Below are 20,326 nucleotides of genomic sequence, written 5' to 3'. Positions count from 1 at the left end.
ACTATCAACTAATTTAACGTCGTTTGCAAAATCGCCAAACTGATAGAGCCAAAGAGAAAAAATAAGATAATCCGATCGCTAATTGCCATGGACTCCACCATTTAAACCGGGGATTAGCTACGAGCAGTTTCTGGAGTTCTGGGGTGGCAGCAAGGTGAGAGTCGGATAGATCTATTTTGTTATGAAATGCGGCCTGTAGCTTTGGCCCTAACTGTTCGAGAATATTAGGTGGTGGTAGTACGATATTTTGGTTTGCACAACAAGGCAGAAAACTTAGCATCAGTACTGTCTGCGACCTTCTGGAATCAGCCTGCAAACGACCGTGCCAAACAGTGCGCGTGAATAACCAAGCATCTCCTTTCTTGCCAGTTAACGATCTCAGCCACGGAGCGAGATATTTCGGATCGATAAATGGCATTGAGTTGATAATCCTCGGCCATACATCTGAGCCAGGGAGGAGCACGGTGCTACCCGCTGGAGAAGGGATATCATCTAAAAGAATTTGTAAACATGTCTCCCCCGGACGATCTTGATGGATTCGCAAGCAATCCGAGCCAGGATTTGCCCTGCGGATCTGGAGCAGCCACATTTTATAATCTGTCCCCAGCACATCAAGCAAAAGTCGATCGATAATTGGGTGCGCGAGAATAGATTCTAGAGCTGCATCTAGTTGAGGTGACTGACCTAAAATATCATATAAAATCGTGACATTTTGGGGCGTTGTCCACAACAAGGTTTGCCATTCTTTACGCTCGAAGAAGTTTATAGCGAGCGAGAGCTGCTCCGATTCTCCTACCAATAATTTTTGCGATTCTTGTGCTAGCAATCGAACTGTATCATCATCAAGTAGCTTTGGAATCCGGACACATCCATACTTTACATATTCTGAGGTCAGATCTGCGACATTTAAAATTTTGACTATTCGATCCCGATCGGCTGCCCTCAAAATTTACCTCTACAGCGTAAGTTTTTGCAAAAACTACAAAACTACTATAATTATACATGAGCTAATTTTAAAATACAAGTTACTACACAACCAGATAAAAGAATGATGGCGATGGTGATGGTCGAGCTGCGTATTTTTGGTGGAATTAAGTAATGGCGATCGATCCTGAAATTTATACCGATATTAATGCCCCAATTTTATTCTTTCCCGTGCGGCACCACAGCCCCGCCGCGGCCAGATTAGTAAGGCAATTAATCATCGATCGCGCAGCGTCGGCTCTGCCGAATCGACCCCCCACCGCAGTGTTAATTGAAGGGCCGAGCGATTTTAACGATCGCCTGGATGAGCTATTATTGCCCCATCAATTACCGATCGCGATTTATAGTTACGTCCACACCGCCGATAATCTGCGGCGTGGTGCATTTTATCCATTTTGTATCTATTCTCCCGAATGGCAAGCTCTCCAAACTGCTAGCGAATTAGATATTCCGGTTAAATTTATCGATTTACCTTGGAGCGAGCGAACGACGGCTAGAACGATCGAGAATTGCTACAGCGATGAAGCCCTCAAACGTAGCGATTATATTCATACCCTGTGCGAGAAATTGGGTGTTGCCGATTTTGACGCGCTCTGGGATACGCTGTGCGAAATCGATCCAGCTTTAACCCTCGCCCAATATTTGGAACGCTGTCATCAATTTTGTTGGCATCTACGTCAAACCGATGCGGGCATTTCCACCTCGGATTTAGAGCGCGAAGCATTTATGGTGGAGCAGATTCAGGCGGCACAAGCTCTTTACTCCGGTCAAATTCTAGTCATTACTGGTGGCTTCCATAGTTCTGCACTCCATGCAGCCTTGAAAGATCCTCGATCGATCGCCAATCCACCCACACGAGGCTTGTTACCACAAATGCTGGCTGGTAGCAAAGAGATCGTCAACCAAGGCATCGCCCTTACACCTTATAACTACGATCGACTGGACAATCTGACTGGTTACAATTCAGGAATGCCCAATCCTGGCTTCTATCATGCTGTCTGGGCGCATCGCCAAACCGGATCGACAAACATCGCTGCTACCCTGCTCCAACAAGTTGTCAAATCCCTCCGCAAGCAAAAACAAATCGCCAGTACCGCCGATCTAATTGCCGTCCAAACCCTCGCCCAAGGTTTATCAGACTTGCGCGGACATGCCGAAATCTGGAGATCGGATCTGATCGATGGGGTCATCGGTGGATTAGTCAAAGAAGACATGGGACAGACGGGGACTCATCCCTTTCTAGCAGCAGTTTACCAAGTATTCCGAGGGCGCGATCGCGGTAGACTCGCACCCGGTACGCCGCTCCCCCCATTAGTTACCGACTTACATCAACGCCTGCAAGCCTTAGAGCTATTTCCCACTGCAACTAAAAGATCGATCGATCTCGATTTGACTCCCGATCTGCAAGCAGAATCGCCGCCAGAGCGCACTAAATCCGCCTTACTCCATTCCCTCCGCCTGCTTCAAATCCACGGCATTGGGCGCACCGACGGTACCGATTTTACTACCCACACCGATCTCACCAAAATCTGGGAACGCTGGCAACTTCATTGGACTCCTGATTTTGACTCTAGCAGCATCGAAGCCTCAATCTATGGCGCAACCGTCATCGAAGCCACGATCGCCAAACTCCAAGAACGCGCCAATTCAATCGAACGCAATGCCGAAACAGCCACTCTCTTGCTTCTAGATGCCGCTCTAGCAGGCGTTGATGAATGTTTGGAGTTTTCCGATAAACTGATCGAACTCATCCGCCAAGAGGGAAATTTCCTCTCGTTAGCTCGATCGCTCCATCACTTACTCTATTTCTATCGTTACGATGAAGTTCTCGGCACTGCCAAGCAAGAACACATCGCCGAACTTCTAGTCGAAGCTTTTGGACGGGGATTGTGGCTGTTAGCTAGTTTGGGCACCCCGACGGGAGAGGAAGATTTACTACTCAAAGGATTGGGAAATCTGCTCGAAGCTTACGAAAGAGCGGGACATTTACTCACGCCCTATCGATCGCAATTTATTCAGATCCTAGATCGAGTCAGCCAAGACGTGCAACAATTACCCAGCATACGCGGCGGGGCAATTGGTGCCTTATGGATACTCGGCGAAACACCGATGGCACGCATTCTCGCAACCCTCCGCTACTACGCCCAACCCGAAAAATTAGGCGACTTTCTCACGGGTCTTTTTCAGCTAGCCAGAGAGACAACCCAACGAGATTCGCATCTAGTTCTGAGCATCGACGAATTGCTCCTTGCCTATAGCGACGATGAATTCCTCGAAGCATTACCCGCCTTGCGATTAGCCTTTTCTTACTTCGCCCCCCGCGAGAAAAATAACATCGCCCAAACCTTGGTGCAATCGACCGAAGCGGGGGAATTATCTACCGCCGATCTGTTAAATATCCCGCTGGGTGCCGATGTCGCGGTGGATGCGATCGCGTTTGAATCGCGGTTGTTTGGATTACTCGATCGTTATGGCATTCGGGGTGGTAATGCTAGAAACAGGTAACAACGATTTAAATCGTTGCTGGTGATGCAAAGTCCGCTGTCTTGACGCGCTAAACCCTCGGGAAACCCGAGGAGCGCGCGTCGCCTGCGCGGACTAAGGGATGTAACACTCGCTCGAATTGCCCTCGATTCTGGGACTTATTCAGCGGCTCGATGATTTTCACGAATAAATACACGATGTTTCTCGATAGCAGCTAAAATTTGCTGGTTTGGTGCAGGCGGATTTTTGAGTAGATCGAAGACTTTCAGAGCATCCCGTTTGGATAAAACGATCGTCCGTTCTGTTTCCAGCATTTGCTTAGCTGCTTCGAGTGCTGCTTGTCTAATTTTCATAAATTTGCTCGAAATCTTCTCTTGTCGGTAAATCTAGTGCTAACGCTAAGGCTGTGGAAATCTGTTCCATAATCTCGATGGACAGACTACCCCGATAGTCACCAAACCGCGATTTTGATAAAATTCGCACCTGTTCTGCTAATGCAATAGAATCCGCACTCAAACCACCTTCTGGCGCAGCAATTAGTACTTGGGTCGCATAAATTCGTTTGCCAGGGCGATAGGTGGTACAAGGAATTGCTAATACTGTCGGGCTATTAGCATTAATCGCGTTACGACTGACCACAATTACCGGACGAGATCCGCCTTGTTCCGAACCTTCTACCGGATCTAGTCTCACATTATAAACATCGCCGCGTTTCATGTTTGTGTCTCAACAGTCTGTAGAGCTTCCCATTGGGCGACAGCAAACTCCGCTTCCATTTGGAGTACTTCAGCTTGATATTCAGGATCTCTCCCCATCTGGGCGAGATCGGCATCGATTTCTGCCCGTCGTATCAGTGCGAGTTCTCGTTGAATCGCTCTAGCGATTAAGTCATTGCGGCTCTTTGCTTTACCCTCTGTAACGGCTCGATCTGTTGCCACCAGTAACGCCGTAGGTAAAGCGATCGTCGTGCGGGTAGTTGTATTACTCATATTTTGATGCCAATATACAACTATTAAATGATGACTAATTATACATCACTTATGATGCTAAATCTGAAATACTCGATCGAATCTCGTTCGCTTTGACATTTGGCGTTAAAATAAAGACAAATGCTTAATGCGGGTTAAATCATGACCTCATCAACACAACTATTAGATATTCTGGGGATTTCTGGTTCTCAAGGTTCATCCTTAGCGACCACCAAACTGAGCGATGCTAGTACTCGCTCTGAATCCGATCTGATCCGACAAGGATTATCGATCGAGTCGTTCAGACAAGTGGCTAATTACTACCAACTATCAGACGCTCAGTTGTCTAAGGTATTGGGAACCTCGCTGCGAACCATTGTCAGACTTCAGAAAGAACGAAAACCGCTTAATGCCACTTGGTCGGATCGATTGTACCGACTGGCGAGAGTTGCGGCTCAAGCACAGGAAGTATTTGAGAGTCCGCAGACGGCGACTAGCTGGCTGAGAAGACCCAATCGTGGATTAAATGGTAGTTCGCCGATCGATTTACTCGATACGGATGCAGGGACGCAACAGGTGACAGAATTACTCGATCGGATTGAGTATGGAGTGTACAGTTGAGCCTCACTCTGTGGCGGATTTCCAAGCGCAAGTATGCCGATACCGCTTTTAGCGGCGAAGGCGCAAGACGAGTCGGCGGACGCTGGAATTCTCGCGGACAGGGGATGGTTTACACTTCTGGAACGCTGTCACTGGCAGCATTAGAAGTTTTTGTTCACATGGAAGTAGAAGATGTGGCGACGATGCTGGCAGGGATTCGGGTAGACGTACCGATAGAGGTTGAGATTGACTATCTCGAAGTGGCGCAATTACCCCTAAATTGGCGCAATATTCCCGCTCCATCGGCTTTAGCGCAAATGGGCGATCTCTGGTTTAGATCGGGGAGAACGGCAATTTTAGCAGTGCCTTCGGTGGTAATTCCGATCGAATATAACTATTTAGTCAATCCGTCGCATCCAGATTTCGCCAAGTTAACGATCGAATCGCCGCAACCATTTGAATTAGATCCGAGGCTGTGGAAGGTATGACCGATTCTCAAAAACGCCGATTGCGCTGGCGGTTAGTACTAGGCGAAACTACTGAAAATACTCTCGGCGGCTTACCCGATGAATGGCAAGATCGAGAAACCGCGATCGGGTTTTTGTACGATCGAGAATTACAAGGTCAGAATATTCGCAGTCGCGGCAATAGTGGTGGGAATAATCGCGATTCTCCGATGGAGAGGCTACGCCAACGCCAAGGTAGTCTCGATCCCTCCAATTTGACCGTTCCCGACTGGATAAATGCCATTCACGAACTTTTCCCCCAAAAGACGATTTTCCTTCGGAAAGGCTTCGCCAACGAACGGCTGGAGAAGGACGCGCTCGAACGCTATCACCTCGAAGAAATGGTGACGAATCCCAACTTACTCAGCCGCGCACAACCTAGCGAAACTCTGCTCAAAGCCGTCTTGCGGACTAAGCATTTGATGAACCAGCAGGTGCTAGCAATGGCGCGGGATTTGGTGCGAAAGGTGGTCGAAGAATTGATTGAAAAACTCGCCCAGAAGGTGCAATCGCCGTTTACTGGCAGTCTCAATCGCCAACAGCGATCGTATATCAAAATTGCCAAAAACTTCGACGCGCCGACGACTATTCGCCGCAATCTCAAGCACTATAGCCAAGAACGCCAACAACTCGTCATCCAAACGCCCTATTTTAACTCACGCATCCGCCGTCAGGTCGAGCGATGGCAGTCGATCATTCTCGTCGATGAGTCGGGGAGTATGTTGGATAGCGTGATTCATTCCGCAGTCACCGCAGCCATTTTTTTTGGAATTAAAAGTTTGAAAACCCACCTATGTTTGTTCGATACATCGGTTGTCGATGTGACGGCGGATTGTACAGATCCGGTAGAAACGTTGATGAAGGTACAATTGGGTGGCGGTACGGATATCGGACAGGCGATGGCTTACGCTCAAACCCTAGTCGAAAATCCCCGCAGGACGATCGTGATTTTAATTACCGATTTTTATGAAGGTGCCCCAGTCGATCGTCTATTATCCGTTACCAAACAACTAATTGAAAGCGGGGTGAAAATTCTCGGTTTGGCGGCATTAGACGAGCAAGCAAATCCTAATTTCGATCGAGATATTGCCCAACGAATGGTCAATCTGGGCGCACAGGTGGGGGCGATGACACCAGGAGAATTGGCTACTTGGGTGGCGGAAAAAGTTCGATGATTTAGAATATTAAAGTTGGCAATAGAAGATAAACATCGAGCTTCTTTTGATTTACCAAACGCACCCTGGTTTATAATTTTTATTGCTGGGAAAAGCTTCGCTAGCAGCAATGAGAATAGACAATAATATTCATGCGCCCAGATTTACTCGCCCTAACGATCGACGATCTCATTACCCTCAGCAATCGGGGGTTAGTCAAACGCGCCCAGCAAGAATTACAATCGCCAGATTTAACAGGTGAAATCGTCGAAGATGATGCGGGTAATATCACTGCAAATTGGTCGGATGAAATTTGTTGCAAACTTCCAGCCAAAACGACTCTTGCTCAGAGTCAATGTAGCTGTCCTGCAACCAATTTGTGTCGGCATTTATTGCGATCGGTCTTATTTTATCAATCGCAATCCGCTGTCATCCCAGCTCCAACGAGTACTATTATCAGTCGAATCGAACCGTCGCTACCGCAAATAGTCGAGTGGAATCCGGCGACAATCGGGGATGAGACATTGCAGAAGCATTATTCCAAAGCCACATTAACTAAATTGCGATCGCAGTTCGACGCGGGACAAGTCATCGGGGTACATTGCGGCACCAAACCCACCGCACATCTGCACAGCCTTTCCCTCAACTTGCGATTTCTGGTACCCGATGACATCAGGTATATTCACTGTGATTGCGATGAGGGTGCTCCCTGTAGCCATGTGCCGCTAGCGGTTTGGGCATTTCGTCAACTGCCAGCCGACCGCCGTCACGGGCTGATTTCGACCGAATTACAGCCGCTCTCTGTTCCCACCGCCTTACTCGATGAGCTAGAAATACACCTGCTAGAACTCGCGGATGTCGGTCTTATCGGTATAAATCAGGTATTGCGCGATCGCTTGGCGCGGTTAGAACAAAGGTGTCGGAGTGATGGACTCATCTGGATTGCCGAAATTGTAGTAGATTTATTGCAAGCGCACGATTATTATCAACAACACGATGCCCAATTTGACATCGATCGAGTAATTAATTATCTAGCAGAAATCTTCATTCGCAGCGATGCGATCCGCCATCACGATCGCGTCCAGAATCCCGTGCCTTTATTATTCGTGCGCGGTAGTGCCCAAGATACCATTGTTGCGCTCGGTTCCTCTCGACTCGTCGGTTTGGGGTGTGGGGCAATGCTGCAATCTGCTGGAGCGACATTAACCGCCTATCTCCAAGATGTAGATTCTGGAACGGTGGTGGCAATGTCTCGCTACTTTGCCAATCCCGATGACAATCTAGATCCGAAACCCTGCTGGCAATTGGCGCAGCATTCGATGAGTAAAGGGATTCAGTTAGGGGAGATCGGATCGGGACAGATATTAATTAAAGGCGGCAAACGCACGCCCAGTTACCAACTCATTCCTGGGCGCAGTCCGATGAGTCTCAATCCTCAATCTTACCAGTGGGAAAAGCTGCGATCGCCGCTATTGGTAGATGATTTTGGGGAGTTAATCGACAGATTGCAAGAATTACCGCCGCGCGAACTTCGTCCCCGCCGCATTACAGAGCAATTGCAAGTATTGGCAATTAGTGAGGTGCGCTCGATCGACTTCGATCCGGTCACTCAGACGGTAAGATCGATCGTGGCAGATAAATTAGGACGCCAAGCGGAGATCGTCCATCCTTACACCCATCGCAGTCGGTTTGGAGTAGAATCTATGCTGAGTCAATTGCAGCAGCCAGACACCCTCAAATTTATCTCGGCGCAGGTTTCGTTAGATGCACGCAGTTTAGTCTTGGCACCGATGGCTCTGGTGTTTGAAACTGGTGGGGCGCGCCAGATGCTCCAACCTTGGATCGCATCGCCTCAGACGATCCATGAGACACAAATAATCGGCGATCTCGCAGGTGCCGATCCGATCGTGGATAACTCGCCGATTGCTAACTATCGGCGAGAACTTACCACCGCTTTGCAAGAACTGTGGCTGGTGGGTTTAGATCGGGCTGACAGCCGCCATCTTCAGCAATGGCAACGATTGGCACAACAGGGAACACAGATCGGCTTCGATCGCTTTGTCCGACCGATCGATCGATTCGCCCAAGCTCTAGCGCAGAAATTTAATACCCTAGATTGGGATAAACGAGTGGCGCGGGAAGCTCTGGCGATCGCGACCGTGCTAAGTCAGTTAGCGCGATGACGCAGACTAAGATTTTTGCAGTTGTTGTTTGCAAGTGTTGAGAATTTGTAAGTCATTATCGCTAACTGTACCGAGGGGTTGGTAGGAAGGTTCGCCCATCATTGGCTGTTTGCTGGCGGTCAAACCATTGGCATTGAGGGCCAGAGTTAATTTGTACTTTTGCAGATCGTAGGCATCAATTAAGGTCACATACATGCGAGACCCTCTAAATTTCCCATAAAAGCAACTAAACTCCGAGTTCGGTAGATAAAAAGCACCGATAGTTTTAGTGCCAATGGTTTCAAATACCATATACTCTTTGCCCACAACATTTGGTCGATCGGATTCACCATAGAGGTAGATTCCATTTGCAGTTGGTGGGACACTCACTCGACTGGAACTAGCCGCGATCTCCAGGAGATTTGCCACCGCCGTCCTCTGACTGCTAAAGGTACATAAAATTGCTACTACAATACTAACAAACCAAAGATTTTTGTTACTGCGAATAGACTGCCATAGTGTATTAACTATCATAAGTGCCAATCCCTTATCGCATGATGATTGATGGTAATGGCAGCAACAAAGATAGGGGAGGACTTTGTAGTTTAAGCTAGCTGTTCTGAAGTTAAATAGAAGTGGCGTTCGGGGCTGTTTTAAATCTTCGGGATCGATCCCGATCGTTTCATCAGCTAAACCCCAACTTGCTTCGTATCATCTAAGATTTACTATCTTAAATTTAGAGGTTCGATTGCCGATATCATTTATGCTGCACTGTCGATCGCTCTGACGTGTCTCCTTCGGTCGTTTCTCTAGTCGTGGCTCGCTCTGTTATCGATCTTTATCTAGTCAACTAAATATCGATCTGTGGTAGATATTCTCTATCCAATCGCTCGGTTTAAATCGATAAATTAGGTAGAGATTGGGAGTTTTTGAAGATAGCAACTTTGGTGTAAAAACATGCAGAGGATGTCTATGAATTAGTATCCAATACTTGTTTGGTATCGCCGACTACTTTGCAACAAAATTAGACATTGCTTATTACTACTTTAACAATTGGGTAGTGCTTACCCCACCTCGATCTGGCGATCGCCGCTAACTCGATACCAAGCGTTAACAGATACGCGAGCCGCCGCTCCCCGTTCCCCGCTTTCAAAAAATCTCATATGTGATTTAAATGTTCGACAGCTTACTCAACGCATTTAGATGCCTTCCCTCTTGACTCTCACGTTAGGTGAGGGTTTTAAGATAGGAGAGTTCCTATTTCCCAATCATGAGAATACACAAAGGAGTTGCACCTATGGAAGCCATCACCTTTAAAATCGGCGATCTGTCGAAACGAACTGGTTTGTCGATCCGGACGCTACACTACTACGATGAAATTGGATTATTATCTCCATCCCATCGGACAGAATCTGGCTATCGCGTTTATGGCAAACAAGATATCATCCGTCTACAGCAGATCGTAACCCTCAAGCAGATTGGGTTTTCGTTAGAAGATGTGCGAAGTTGCTTAAGTAGATGGGCGTAATTAAATATAAGATATTGCGTAGGGTGGGCACTGCCCACCAGCTAGGTTTCAGGCAAAATATATTAATCTATTTTACAAATAATTGCGCCTACCTACTTAGATAATAATGGCGATTGCGCCTTTGCCGAAATGGTGCAATTGCATATTGCCAAAGTTCGCAAACAGATCGAGCTGTCTCAACAGCTTCTAAAACGCTTAGAAAGCGTCGAACAAACTACCGCAAAACTTGATGCGGTTCCTGTTGAAGAAGTTCTCCAGATTATCCAAGTTATGGACATGCTAGAAAACTACTATAGTCCCGAACAACTTGAAACCCTCAAGCAACGTCAAGAACTATTGGGAGAAGAGAAAATGCAACAAGCACAAGTCGATTGGGAAGAACTGATTGCCCAAGTTCGGGCAGAAATGGAGAGAGGAGCAGACCCCGCTAGCGAAATAGTGCAAGCATTAGTGCGCCGTCGGCAAGCTTTAATTCAGGAGTTCACGGGGGGAGATTCCGAAATCGAAGCGGCCTTGAATCAGATGTATGAAGAAGGGGGAGATACAGTTAGCAATTGGGGAGAAAACGATGCTGCCTTAGCATCATATATGGAGCGGGCATTGCAATCCCAACCAAGATCGGTTGATTCGGTTTAAGCTTTTGCCCTTATTCATTTCTGTCGATCGCATTAGACCTTCTGCGAAAATCTGGCATCGATCGTTAGAACCGATACCTGCCATCCCATCTAGGTAATCATTTGTTATTACTTAATTTTGATTGAAACGCGATCTCGATCTTAACTTTTGATAATTTTTCTAACAATCGTGCTAATTAGGAATTGCGAGATTGGTGGACACATGATTCGATTAGACCGTTAATTGTCGCTTCACAAATGACTATTCAATTGTATTCTTAATAAGTACTTCATAATTAAAGCTTGTAAGAAAATTAATACTTTACTTGATAGTAGAGCACCATAAGTTCATTGTTGTAGATTTGACTATTTGTGAGTTTTAACACAGTTTTTTCAAAAAACTTGCAAATAAGGGAATACCCGATCCGAGCAGAAAGGGATTTACTTTTATAATTAATTCATCGATTTCCGAAAACAGCGTTGTTGCTAGATTGCCACCGTCACACAACCAAATATCCTTGCCCTATTGTTGCTTTAAGTCTTGGACAACTGCCACAGGATCGGTCGAAATTAGCTCGATGTTTTGGTCTAGACTTGCTGTGAGAGTTCGAGAAAAAAACATACTGTTGCATCTGTGGATAAGGGTTTGTGACACCGACCTTTAGCCCCACTTCATAAGTCCTACGTTCCATCAACACTGTATCAAAGCACTTGTTTTCACCACTGATGCCAAGTACATCGCGAAACTGTGCTGGAACGGTTTCGGGAAATGTCGCAATTAAATCGGCAAAATGCTCTCCTTCGGTCAGAAACCCATCATGCGTACCATCTGGGTGAGCGATGAATCGATTCTCCAGGGGGAGAGGCTACGCCAACGACAGTACAAGCGACGTAATATTTGAGCTGACGCATATTGAATCTCCTGAAAAAGACTCTACTAATTTATTGTATCAAAGCTGTTAAATCTTGCTTTGGGACTTGTGGCATGGCGATTTAGCCTAAATGGGACTGTCCTCCCCTAATCCTAATTATCTAACAATTACGATCGACGATCCGATCTTTTCCGATCGCGAACAGCAGACTTTTCCCGATCTTTTCTGGCTGTCAATCAGCTTGGGGGAGCATATTCTGGGGATATGGGAGAAGTTAAACCTTCCATAGCAATCTTCTACCAGATCGGAGTAAGGACAAGTTGATGAGTTAGTAGCTCACTAATTTTGTCAGATCTCCACAAATTAACCCATCATTTACCAGGAAAAAACATCATGACTTTCTCTAAATCTAACCTCAATCTTCTCCCAGAATCGCTGTTTACGGAATTGACAGCAGACCAAGCTCAAATGCTCGAAGGCGGCAAGCGGGTTACGATTCTGTCCGCTCGCTGTATTAAGGCTGGCAATGGTTCTGACAAACTGTTTTTTACCGTTAATGGCCAGAATGTTATGTTCGGTCGCACGATAAGTATGCAGGCTGGTAGTGTTGCCAATGTTGGTGTGGGTGGGAACTTCGACGGAGATGGGGAAGTTCGCTTATTTGATACGAAGGTCTCTAATAATACCCTTATGGGCATTATTAATGCCTCTAGCAATGGCACACAAACCCGACTTGTTGGTGGTAGTGGCTCACTCTACGAAGTGACGTTCCGGACTACTAATTAACGTGCGATCGTCACGCTGGAGATCGATTGAGGATCGATCGTTCGCGAAGCGTCTCGGAACGAGAATCGGTCGAAAATATCTACTGGCGGGGAGTTTTACCGTTGTGTCCCCTTGCTGCATCTCGAAGGAGAGCGATGTCACAGATGCAGACAGTCTCAAACCCGATCGATCGCTATTTACGACAAGATGTGGAGTTTCTATCGCTTCCTCCACTTTATTGCTACCAAAGGCAGGCTAAACCCTGCATCAGAGCGGACAGAGGTAGCAATCTTCCGATCGATTCGGAGTAACGACAAGTTGATGAGTTAGTAACTCCCTAATTTTGTCCGATCTCCACAAATTAACCCATCATTTACCAAGAAAAAACATCATGACTTTCTCTAAATCTAACCTCAATCTTCTCCCCGAATCTCTATTTACAGAATTGACCGCAGACCAAGCTCAAATGCTCGAAGGCGGCAAGCGGATTAATATTCTGCTAGTTCGCTGTATTCAGGCTGGTGGTGGTTCTGACAACCTGTCTTTCGACATTAATCGTGAACGTCAGAATTTCCGTCGCTTTATGCGGACTGACAGTGTTGCCAATGTTGGTATTGGTGTGAACTTCAATGGGACAGCGAACGTTGTCTTGTTCGACAATCATAGTCTTGTTCGCCGCCCTGTTGGCAGTTTTAGTGCCTCTAGCAACGGTCAACAGACCCAGCGTGTTAGCGCTGGTGGCTCTACCTACGATGTGACGTACCAAGTTACCAATTAACGTGCGATCGTCACGCTGGCAATCTTCTAAAACAAGTGGGAACTAGAGATGACTTAGAGTTCCCCTTTCCGTGGCAATCTTCTGCTCGATTCGGCAAAGCCGAAGCTGTGCCTAACGGCAGGCTATCGCCAACGCGAACGGCGTAATGACAAGTTGATGAGTTAATAACTCGATAATTTTGTCCGATCTCCACAAAATAACTCCTCATTTACCAGGAAAAACATCATGACTTTCTCTAAATATAATCTCAACGTTCTCTCAGAATCTCTGTTTACAGAATTGACAACAGACCAGGCTCAAATGCTCGAAGGCGGCAAGCGGATCGATATTTTGACCGTTCGCTGTATTAAAGCTGGTGCCGATTCTGATGGCACTGACGAATTGTTTTTTACCATCAACGGTCAAAACTTCCGCCTCGGCAATCCTATCTCGATCCGGACGGGCGGTGTAGCGAATGCTGGTGCTGGCACGACCTTTAGTGGCAACACTGCTAACGTTGGCTTGTTTGAAAAAGACGGCAATAGTGCTATTGGTGCTAATTTTATCGGTGGTTTTATTGATTCTGTTAATGGCACGAGAACCCGCAGAGTTAGTGGTGCTGGCTCGGTGTATGAAGTGACGTACAAAGTCACTAATTAGTACACGATCGTCACGCTAGCAATCCGTCCTAGCCCTTAAAAGGGGGAACCAGAGATGGCTCAAAGTTCCCCTTTTTATGGCAATCTTCCGCTCGATTTGGCACAGCCGATGCTGTGCCTGTCTTGTCGCGCTGTCTTGTCGCACACAAACGGGAGGGAACCTCCCGTTCGATGCGCCGCTTTTTACGGCGGGACACCCGCCGTTGGCGTTGGCGTAGCCTGCCGTAGGCACAGCCTCTGCGTTAGCAGATACGCGCGCCGCTACGGCAGGCTAAACGCCAACGCGATCGGAGTAATGACAAGTTTACGAGTTAGTCGCTCGTTAATTTTGTCCGATCTCCACAAATAAACCCATCATTTACCAAGAAAAAACATCATGACTTTCTCTAAATCCAACCTCAACCTGCTCCCAGAATCTCTGTTTACAGAATTGACAGCAGACCAGGCTCAAATGCTCGAAGGCGGCAAGCGGGTTACTATTTTGGAGATTAAATGTAATAAAACACTCGATCCCGATCTCGCTGATGAATTGTTTCTCGTCATTGGTGGCCAGTCATTTAATCAGAACAAAACTTTTAGTATGCGGGCTGGCACTGTTTTGTCGCAGCCTGGTATAAGTAAAGTATTCAACGGCGGAACGGTAGTTACCTTGGTTAGTCCGAATGGCTCAACTGGTACTAAGTCGCTTAGTTTTGTGGTAGCTACCAATAATATCAATCAAACCGTTTCTCTTAGACGTGGTGGTGGTGACTACACTGTGAAGTTCAAAGTTACTGATAATTGATGCCCGATCGTAACGCTGGCAATTCCCCCTAACTCTCTTAAAAACATAGATTTGGGGGGATCGCAACTTTATCTTTATTCCCTTCATCTTCCCCCAGTCCCATGCGTTATCCACTCATTCTCCAACAATCCGAAGAAGACTGCGGTGCTGCCTGCCTTGCCACCGTTGCTAAATTCCACGGTCGCAACTTCAGCATCGGTCGCATCCGCGAACTGGCAGGCACTCGATCGCGCGGCACCACTCTGCTCGGACTCGGACGAGGTGCCCAATCTCTCGGTTTCCAAGTGCGGCAAGTCAAAGCTTCTCCCCAACTTTTAGCTAATCTGGCGCAAGCACCGTTGCCCGCGATCGTCCATTGGAAAGGCTATCACTGGGTCGTTCTCTACGGCAAAAATCGCCGCAATCGATATATTGTCGCCGATCCTAGTATTGGCTTGCGCTATCTCAGTGAGGCGGAATTGATGGCGGGTTGGACGAATGGGGCGATGCTGTTGCTCTCGCCGACGGAGACGTTTTACCAACAGACTGAGGACAAAGTGACGGGGTTTGGCAAGTTTGTCAAACGGGTGTGGCCCGATCGGGGTTTGTTGATACAAGCGATCGGTTTAAACGTCGTCATTGGCTTACTGGCATTGGCTTCGCCGTTAATGATGCAATTGTTGACGGATGATGTGTTGGTGCGGGGCGATACGGAATTGCTGCTGATAGTAGCTTTGGGTGTGGTGGCGATGACGCTGATTCGGAGTGTCATTAATCTGATTCAGGCGCAGTTAATTGGCTATTTTGGGCAACGGTTGCAGATGGGATTGGTACTCGAATATGGACAGAAGCTATTACATTTACCGCTATCTTATTTTGAAGGGCGACGCAGTGGTGAGGTAGTCAGCCGGATTGCAGATGTGTCGGCGGTGCATTCATTAGTGGCGCAGATAGTGTTAGGTTTGCCGAGCCAGTTTTTTATTGCCGTGGTTTCGCTAGCATTAATGCTGTTTTATAGTTGGGAGTTAACTATTGCCTCGACAGTGATGTTTGCCGTGCTGGTGGGAGTTAATTTTCTCTTCTTACCAGCGATTCGCCAGAAAACTCGCGATCTAATTATTCAAGGTACCGAGAATCAAGGCTTTCTCGTCGAAACCGTGCAAGGCGTTCAGGTACTCAAAACCACTCAAGCGACAACTCAAGCTTGGCAGGAATATCAAGCGAATTTCAGTCGGTTGGCGCATTTGGGGTGGGGGACGATGAAGTTGGAACTGTATAGCGGCACAGTAACGGGCATTTTATCGAGTTTGGTGAGTATCGGGCTGTTGTGGTTGGGCAGTTATTTGGTGATTAGTCAGCGGTTGAGTGTGGGGCAATTGTTGGCTTATAGCGGCATGAGTGGGAATTTCTTTGGGTTCTTGTTAGCCGCGATCGGGATTGTGGATGAATTCATTCGCGCTCAGGTGATTTTGCAACGCTTGGGTGAGGTGATGGATGCGACTCCAGAAGACGCGCCAGATGCCCACAAGCCTTGGGTGGAGCTATCCGCGACGGCGGATATTTATTGTGAGAAATTGCGATTTCATCATTCGGGACGAGTGGATTTGTTAGAGGATTTAGATGTGACGATTCCAGGTGGTCGGATGACGGCGTTAATCGGTCGATCGGGTTGCGGCAAAAGTACGTTAGCAAAATTGCTATCGGGCTTGTATCAAGCGCAGTCCGGCAATATTCGTTATGGGATGTACGTTCGCGAAGCGTCTCGGCACGAGAATCGCGGCGATCTGGCATTAGATTGTTTGCGGCAGCAGGTGGTATTGGTGCCCCAAGATGCCCATTTTTGGAGTCGATCGATCGTCGATAATTTCCGCTTTAGCTATCCCCAGGTGAGTTTCGAGCAAATCGTGCGGGCTTGTGAGATTGTGGGGGCGGATGAGTTTATTGAGCAATTGCCAGACAAGTATCAAACGGTGTTGGGTGAGTTTGGGGCGAATCTATCGGGGGGGCAACGGCAACGGTTAGCGATCGCGCGGGCATTGTTAGCCAATCCAGCAATTTTGATTTTGGATGAATCCACGTCAGCACTCGATCCCGTGAGTGAGGCAATGTTATTAGAACGGTTGCAACAGCATCGGCGGGGGCAGACGACAATATTAATCAGCCATAGACCCCAGGTAATTGGGGCTTGCGATTGGGTGGTGATGCTGGAGCAGGGGCAGGTGGTGAGTCAAGGGACACCGGAAGAACTGCGGCGACGGGAAGGATTACATCGATCGTTTTTGACCCCAGAATTGGCGTTGATGCCGTAGGGGCGATCGATCCAGTTATACCAAATCCTGTTTACATACCCAGCTTATTCGCCCTCACCCCCAACCCCTCTCCCAAGCTTGGGAGCGGCTCGCGCACGCCTTTGTTTCCCGACGGTATAGCGAGACAAGACAGAGGGGAGCAGGAGCCGGAGGCGACTGCGGGGTGAGGGCAACGGGTTTGTGCTAGCAACAAAAAGTGTTTGTAAACCGGATTTACTATTAGAGGTTAATTCTATGACATCCAATTCATTACCCAATTTAAAGGATCTGCTACCACCACTCAGTCCGTGGGCGCGGTTTGGCAGCCTTGGTGTAGTGGCTTTGCTCGGAGGCACGATCGCCCTCACGACCAAAATCCCCCATCGCAGCACCACCCAGGCGAGCGCGATCGTTACTCCCAATCGCACCATTCAAGCACTCGTTCCTGCTGACGAGATCGATCGAATCGCACCGCAGCAAATCGCTCAAATGCGCGTGACAGCTTGTCCTGCTGGTGAGTATGGGACATTAAAAGGGCAAGTAACCACGATCGCCACCCAACCTGCGATGGTGACTGATTCGATTCCGCACGGCGGACGCTACGCGAACGTGACACAGTTGAGCCAACCGACGTTATATGCAGTGACGATTCAACCCCAAACTTTAGCCTTAAAGCAAGCAGCAAAATCCTGTTCCGTGAGGGTGGGGATGCAGGGTCAGCTCGATATTGTCCTGCGGGAGGAGTCGCTCGCGCGCTCGTTGTTACGTCGGATGCGGATAGGTGGGTAAGTAATGAAAGTTAGAATTGCTAATCCTGATGATGTATCTCTCATTTTCTCATTCATCTACAAGAAAGCAGAATTCGATTGCAATATTGGCGCATTTTCTGGAATTTTGCAGACAACTGAAGAAAAAACACGCAAAACACTTTTCGGTAAAATCCCCTTTTCTTACGTTTTGCTTGCAGAAGATTCAGAACGTGCGATCGGGTTCGCGTTGTATGGATTTAGGTGTTCGTCATTTGTCGGTCAGCCAAGTATTTGGCTCGACGATCTTTATGTAGATGAGGATCGCCGAAGTCAAGGCGCAGGAGCGGCATTAATGGAGCAGCTCGCTGGAATTGCCAGAGAAAATGATTGCACCCATCTTGCCTGGAATGCCGATGCTCGTAATCTTCGCGGACTTGCTTTCTATCATCGCTTGGGCGCAGAAATTACCGAGCAGCACGAAAATCGATGTTTTTTAAGATGGATACCTCAATCGTTGGCGTAGCCTCTGGAGCAAGAGAATCGCTCCTCAAGAACACTCCGATCGCAACAACCGATCGCATTCCGATCGGAACTAAATTCTTATAGCGACTTTAGCACACTCAACCGTGTCAGTTTTTATTAAGAAAAAAATCTAAAGTAGGTACTAACATGATTCATCATATTTCAATCGCTGTTAACCATCCACAGCATGTGGCTGATGTGATTGCCGAGTTGTGGCAAGGACGGGCTGTGCCCTTTCCGGCTCATGAGGGCAGCTATATTGCCTTTCGTTTTGATGCGTATGGCACAGCTATTGAGGTGATGCCGAAAAGCCTGATTTTGAAGCCAGGGTTAGAAACATCCGCCGTGCGGTTTGCTGACTTTGAGCCAGCTACGGGCTATACGGCTACTCATGCAAATATTGCAGTGGCCGTGAGCGAAGAAAAAGTCTGGGAGATTGCCGAACGTGAAGGTTGGCGGGCTGTGAGGTGTAGACGAGGCGGAGCGGTCGATTTAATCGAACTGTGGGTTGAAAACCAGGTGATGCTGGAGTTATTGCCGCCAAATCTGATGCCAGAATACCTTGCAGCAGTGGAACCCAATAGCTTGAGTGCGCTTTTGAAAAACTTAGCTGCCGCCCAATAGCGACAATCGAAGAAAACCCGATGAATCCCCAATCCCTTGCTGAGGACATTGCCAACCCGATCCAGCAGACAGCAGCAGCGAACGCAGCACTCATGCGCGGTGACATCGATGGATATCTCGCACTGACACAACACGCAGAGGACTACACGCTGATGTCGCCGTTCGGCGGAGAGCCGACCCACGGTTTCGATCTGTCGAGACGGTTCGAGATGGGACGGTTCTTCAATTCCGGCACATTCGACCAAGAGGTAGTCACAACTTACACCACGTCAGATTGCGCCGTACTCGTGACAATTCGGCAAAGCCGACGCTACGCGAACGAGCGGGTGTGTGCCGAGGTTGGAGGTTTACCCAAGCAAGACTGGTCGCTGCGGGTCACACAAGTCTTTCGCCGTGCAGAGGATCGATGGCAGCTCGTGAATCGCCGCCGATCCGCTGGCGAACGGGATCGGTTTGCAGCAGGCTGCTGCGCTCGCACTGGGCGGTGCTGACGATCGCCATGCGGCACAGTAAACATCAGTTGCAAAGATGTGGAGGGATGGTGCGGAAAACTATGTTCAAAATGTTGCCTTTGATTGCAATCGGAGTAATTCACGCTATGGCACAAGCTCAATTTCTCAGTCCTCAACAGATCGATCGACTCCCATCATTACCAGCCGATCGTCGAATCCACTATGGGAGCGAACCTTTTCAATTTGGCGACCTGCGACTACCGCAGGCTCCAGGGAGTCACTTCTTGTTTAAAGAGCCGTTGCGGGTCGTCGGGGTCGTTAATTTGGCAGGAGTAGTAGATCTTGAAGCATTTCTGCCGATGCAGAACCAAGCTTGCGGCGAACCTGTGATTACAAAGCTCATTGGTGGCTCACCCACCGAAGTGCCCGATTCCCCAAAGGGGACGCTGCGCGAACGGTATCGACTGGCATCGCCATCTAATCTATTGCCCCTGGGCGTGAAGCAGGTATTAATTTATGGCGCACAGGATAAACTTGTCCCTCCAGAGTTTGGACAAAAATATGCGGAGGCAGCCAGGAAGATGGGTGATGATGTCACCTTTGCAGCGATCGAAAACACATCCCATTTTGAACTCATCGCGCCTGGATCTGAAGCTGGCGATCGGGTTGAGAATGCTGTGCTTTCGATGCTGAAGTTAAAGAACAAAGAATCAGAGAAGATTGGCGTTCAAAAATAAATATAGCACTTCCGATCGATTGACTATATTCGATGGCATTTCACGAGTATATTTTTTTAAAGGGTGGCTACATGACACCATCAGGCACCGATAGTGCTATCACTCCAGTCTTTAACGAGCCGTCTGATGTAACTGAAG

Annotated in this window: 24 protein-coding genes and 1 pseudogene; 19 read left to right on the top strand and 6 right to left on the bottom strand. The window is 47.9% G+C overall.

Features of this window, described 5'->3' with window-relative positions; all coding sequences use genetic code 11:
* Positions 1-13 precede the first annotated feature (13 nt).
* On the bottom strand, positions 14-946 hold the full coding sequence (locus tag CHA6605_RS10820) for a putative 2OG-Fe(II) oxygenase (protein ID WP_015159499.1): 933 nt from the start codon (positions 944-946) through the stop codon (positions 14-16).
* A gap of 152 nt (positions 947-1,098) precedes the next feature.
* Here CHA6605_RS10820 and CHA6605_RS10815 point away from each other — a divergent pair, with 152 nt between their 5' ends.
* A complete protein-coding gene (locus CHA6605_RS10815) occupies positions 1,099-3,489 on the top strand; it encodes a DUF5682 family protein (RefSeq protein ID WP_015159498.1) in 2,391 nt (796 codons plus the stop codon).
* Between the two features lie 137 nt (positions 3,490-3,626).
* Here the strand turns inward: CHA6605_RS10815 and CHA6605_RS10810 are convergent, their stop codons facing one another.
* From CHA6605_RS10810 to CHA6605_RS10800, 3 genes are read right to left on the bottom strand one after another with little or no spacing between them, the layout of a single operon-like run.
* Positions 3,627-3,821, bottom strand: a complete 195-nt coding sequence (locus CHA6605_RS10810; RefSeq protein WP_051038817.1) for a type II toxin-antitoxin system TacA family antitoxin — start codon at positions 3,819-3,821, stop codon at positions 3,627-3,629.
* On the bottom strand, positions 3,811-4,185 hold the full coding sequence (locus CHA6605_RS10805) for a type II toxin-antitoxin system PemK/MazF family toxin (RefSeq protein ID WP_015159497.1): 375 nt from the start codon (positions 4,183-4,185) through the stop codon (positions 3,811-3,813). Before CHA6605_RS10805 ends, CHA6605_RS10810 begins: the two co-directional genes overlap by 11 nt.
* Entirely contained in the window at positions 4,182-4,457 is a 276-nt protein-coding gene (locus CHA6605_RS10800) for a hypothetical protein (protein ID WP_015159496.1), read from the bottom strand. The genes CHA6605_RS10805 and CHA6605_RS10800 overlap by 4 nt, the downstream gene beginning before the upstream one ends.
* A 141-nt stretch (positions 4,458-4,598) precedes the next feature.
* On the opposite strand from CHA6605_RS10800, the gene parS reads away from it, so the two are divergent.
* From parS to CHA6605_RS10780, 4 genes are all read left to right on the top strand, one after another.
* Positions 4,599-5,057, top strand: a complete 459-nt coding sequence (gene parS, locus CHA6605_RS10795; protein WP_015159495.1) for a type II RES/Xre toxin-antitoxin system antitoxin — start codon at positions 4,599-4,601, stop codon at positions 5,055-5,057.
* The gene (locus CHA6605_RS10790) at positions 5,054-5,524 is read left to right on the top strand and encodes an RES family NAD+ phosphorylase (protein ID WP_015159494.1); all 471 of its coding nucleotides are present in this window, start codon (positions 5,054-5,056) and stop codon (positions 5,522-5,524) included. Before parS ends, CHA6605_RS10790 begins: the two co-directional genes overlap by 4 nt.
* Positions 5,521-6,717 (top strand): VWA domain-containing protein, encoded by a 1,197-nt coding sequence (locus CHA6605_RS10785; protein WP_015159493.1) that lies wholly within the window; start codon positions 5,521-5,523, stop codon positions 6,715-6,717. Before CHA6605_RS10790 ends, CHA6605_RS10785 begins: the two co-directional genes overlap by 4 nt.
* A gap of 131 nt (positions 6,718-6,848) precedes the next feature.
* Positions 6,849-8,879, top strand: coding sequence for a hypothetical protein (locus CHA6605_RS10780; protein ID WP_015159492.1), 2,031 nt, complete (start codon positions 6,849-6,851; stop codon positions 8,877-8,879).
* A 6-nt stretch (positions 8,880-8,885) separates the two neighbouring features.
* On the opposite strand, the gene CHA6605_RS10775 is transcribed toward CHA6605_RS10780, so the two are convergent.
* On the bottom strand, positions 8,886-9,392 hold the full coding sequence (locus CHA6605_RS10775) for a hypothetical protein (protein WP_015159491.1): 507 nt from the start codon (positions 9,390-9,392) through the stop codon (positions 8,886-8,888).
* A 763-nt stretch (positions 9,393-10,155) separates the two neighbouring features.
* On the opposite strand from CHA6605_RS10775, the gene CHA6605_RS10770 reads away from it, so the two are divergent.
* Both CHA6605_RS10770 and CHA6605_RS10765 read left to right on the top strand, forming a co-directional pair.
* Positions 10,156-10,386, top strand: coding sequence for a MerR family transcriptional regulator (locus CHA6605_RS10770; RefSeq protein WP_051038815.1), 231 nt, complete (start codon positions 10,156-10,158; stop codon positions 10,384-10,386).
* 129 nt (positions 10,387-10,515) lie between these two features.
* Positions 10,516-11,022, top strand: a complete 507-nt coding sequence (locus tag CHA6605_RS10765; RefSeq protein WP_051038813.1) for a TipAS antibiotic-recognition domain-containing protein — start codon at positions 10,516-10,518, stop codon at positions 11,020-11,022.
* 292 nt (positions 11,023-11,314) lie between these two features.
* Here CHA6605_RS10765 and CHA6605_RS37250 read toward each other — a convergent pair.
* Positions 11,315-11,912: pseudogene (locus CHA6605_RS37250) on the bottom strand (dihydrofolate reductase family protein).
* Between the two features lie 90 nt (positions 11,913-12,002).
* Between CHA6605_RS37250 and CHA6605_RS34045 the strand changes: the two are divergent.
* From CHA6605_RS34045 to CHA6605_RS10715, 12 genes are all read left to right on the top strand, one after another.
* Entirely contained in the window at positions 12,003-12,161 is a 159-nt protein-coding gene (locus CHA6605_RS34045) for a hypothetical protein (protein ID WP_157259958.1), read from the top strand.
* Positions 12,162-12,265: 104 nt separating this feature from the next.
* Positions 12,266-12,658, top strand: a complete 393-nt coding sequence (locus tag CHA6605_RS10760) for a hypothetical protein (RefSeq protein WP_015159490.1) — start codon at positions 12,266-12,268, stop codon at positions 12,656-12,658.
* Between the two features lie 370 nt (positions 12,659-13,028).
* Complete coding sequence (locus tag CHA6605_RS10755) at positions 13,029-13,415, top strand: hypothetical protein (protein ID WP_015159489.1); 387 nt, start codon at positions 13,029-13,031, stop codon at positions 13,413-13,415.
* 225 nt (positions 13,416-13,640) lie between these two features.
* Positions 13,641-14,054 (top strand): hypothetical protein, encoded by a 414-nt coding sequence (locus tag CHA6605_RS10750; RefSeq protein ID WP_015159488.1) that lies wholly within the window; start codon positions 13,641-13,643, stop codon positions 14,052-14,054.
* A gap of 54 nt (positions 14,055-14,108) precedes the next feature.
* The gene (locus CHA6605_RS34035) at positions 14,109-14,402 is read left to right on the top strand and encodes a hypothetical protein (protein ID WP_157259956.1); all 294 of its coding nucleotides are present in this window, start codon (positions 14,109-14,111) and stop codon (positions 14,400-14,402) included.
* A gap of 27 nt (positions 14,403-14,429) precedes the next feature.
* A complete protein-coding gene (locus tag CHA6605_RS10745; RefSeq protein ID WP_015159487.1) occupies positions 14,430-14,837 on the top strand; it encodes a hypothetical protein in 408 nt (135 codons plus the stop codon).
* Positions 14,838-14,938: 101 nt separating this feature from the next.
* A complete protein-coding gene (locus tag CHA6605_RS10740) occupies positions 14,939-17,125 on the top strand; it encodes a peptidase domain-containing ABC transporter (RefSeq protein ID WP_015159486.1) in 2,187 nt (728 codons plus the stop codon).
* 234 nt (positions 17,126-17,359) lie between these two features.
* A complete protein-coding gene (locus tag CHA6605_RS10735) occupies positions 17,360-17,893 on the top strand; it encodes a beta-barrel domain-containing protein (protein WP_015159485.1) in 534 nt (177 codons plus the stop codon).
* 3 nt (positions 17,894-17,896) lie between these two features.
* Positions 17,897-18,376, top strand: coding sequence for a GNAT family N-acetyltransferase (locus CHA6605_RS10730; RefSeq protein WP_015159484.1), 480 nt, complete (start codon positions 17,897-17,899; stop codon positions 18,374-18,376).
* A gap of 146 nt (positions 18,377-18,522) precedes the next feature.
* Positions 18,523-18,999, top strand: coding sequence for a hypothetical protein (locus CHA6605_RS10725; RefSeq protein ID WP_015159483.1), 477 nt, complete (start codon positions 18,523-18,525; stop codon positions 18,997-18,999).
* Positions 19,000-19,019: 20 nt separating this feature from the next.
* Positions 19,020-19,490: a YybH family protein gene (locus CHA6605_RS10720; protein WP_015159482.1), complete on the top strand. Its 471-nt coding sequence runs from the start codon at positions 19,020-19,022 to the stop codon at positions 19,488-19,490.
* Positions 19,406-20,188 carry an alpha/beta hydrolase gene (locus tag CHA6605_RS10715; protein ID WP_198288485.1) on the top strand — a complete coding sequence of 261 codons (783 nt, stop codon included), beginning with the start codon at positions 19,406-19,408 and terminating at the stop codon, positions 20,186-20,188. Before CHA6605_RS10720 ends, CHA6605_RS10715 begins: the two co-directional genes overlap by 85 nt.
* Positions 20,189-20,326 lie beyond the last annotated feature (138 nt).

The organism is Chamaesiphon minutus PCC 6605 (genome assembly GCF_000317145.1).
Taxonomy (GTDB): Bacteria; Cyanobacteriota; Cyanobacteriia; order Cyanobacteriales; family Chamaesiphonaceae; genus Chamaesiphon; species Chamaesiphon minutus.
This window is presented reverse-complemented; position numbering and strand designations above follow the sequence as displayed.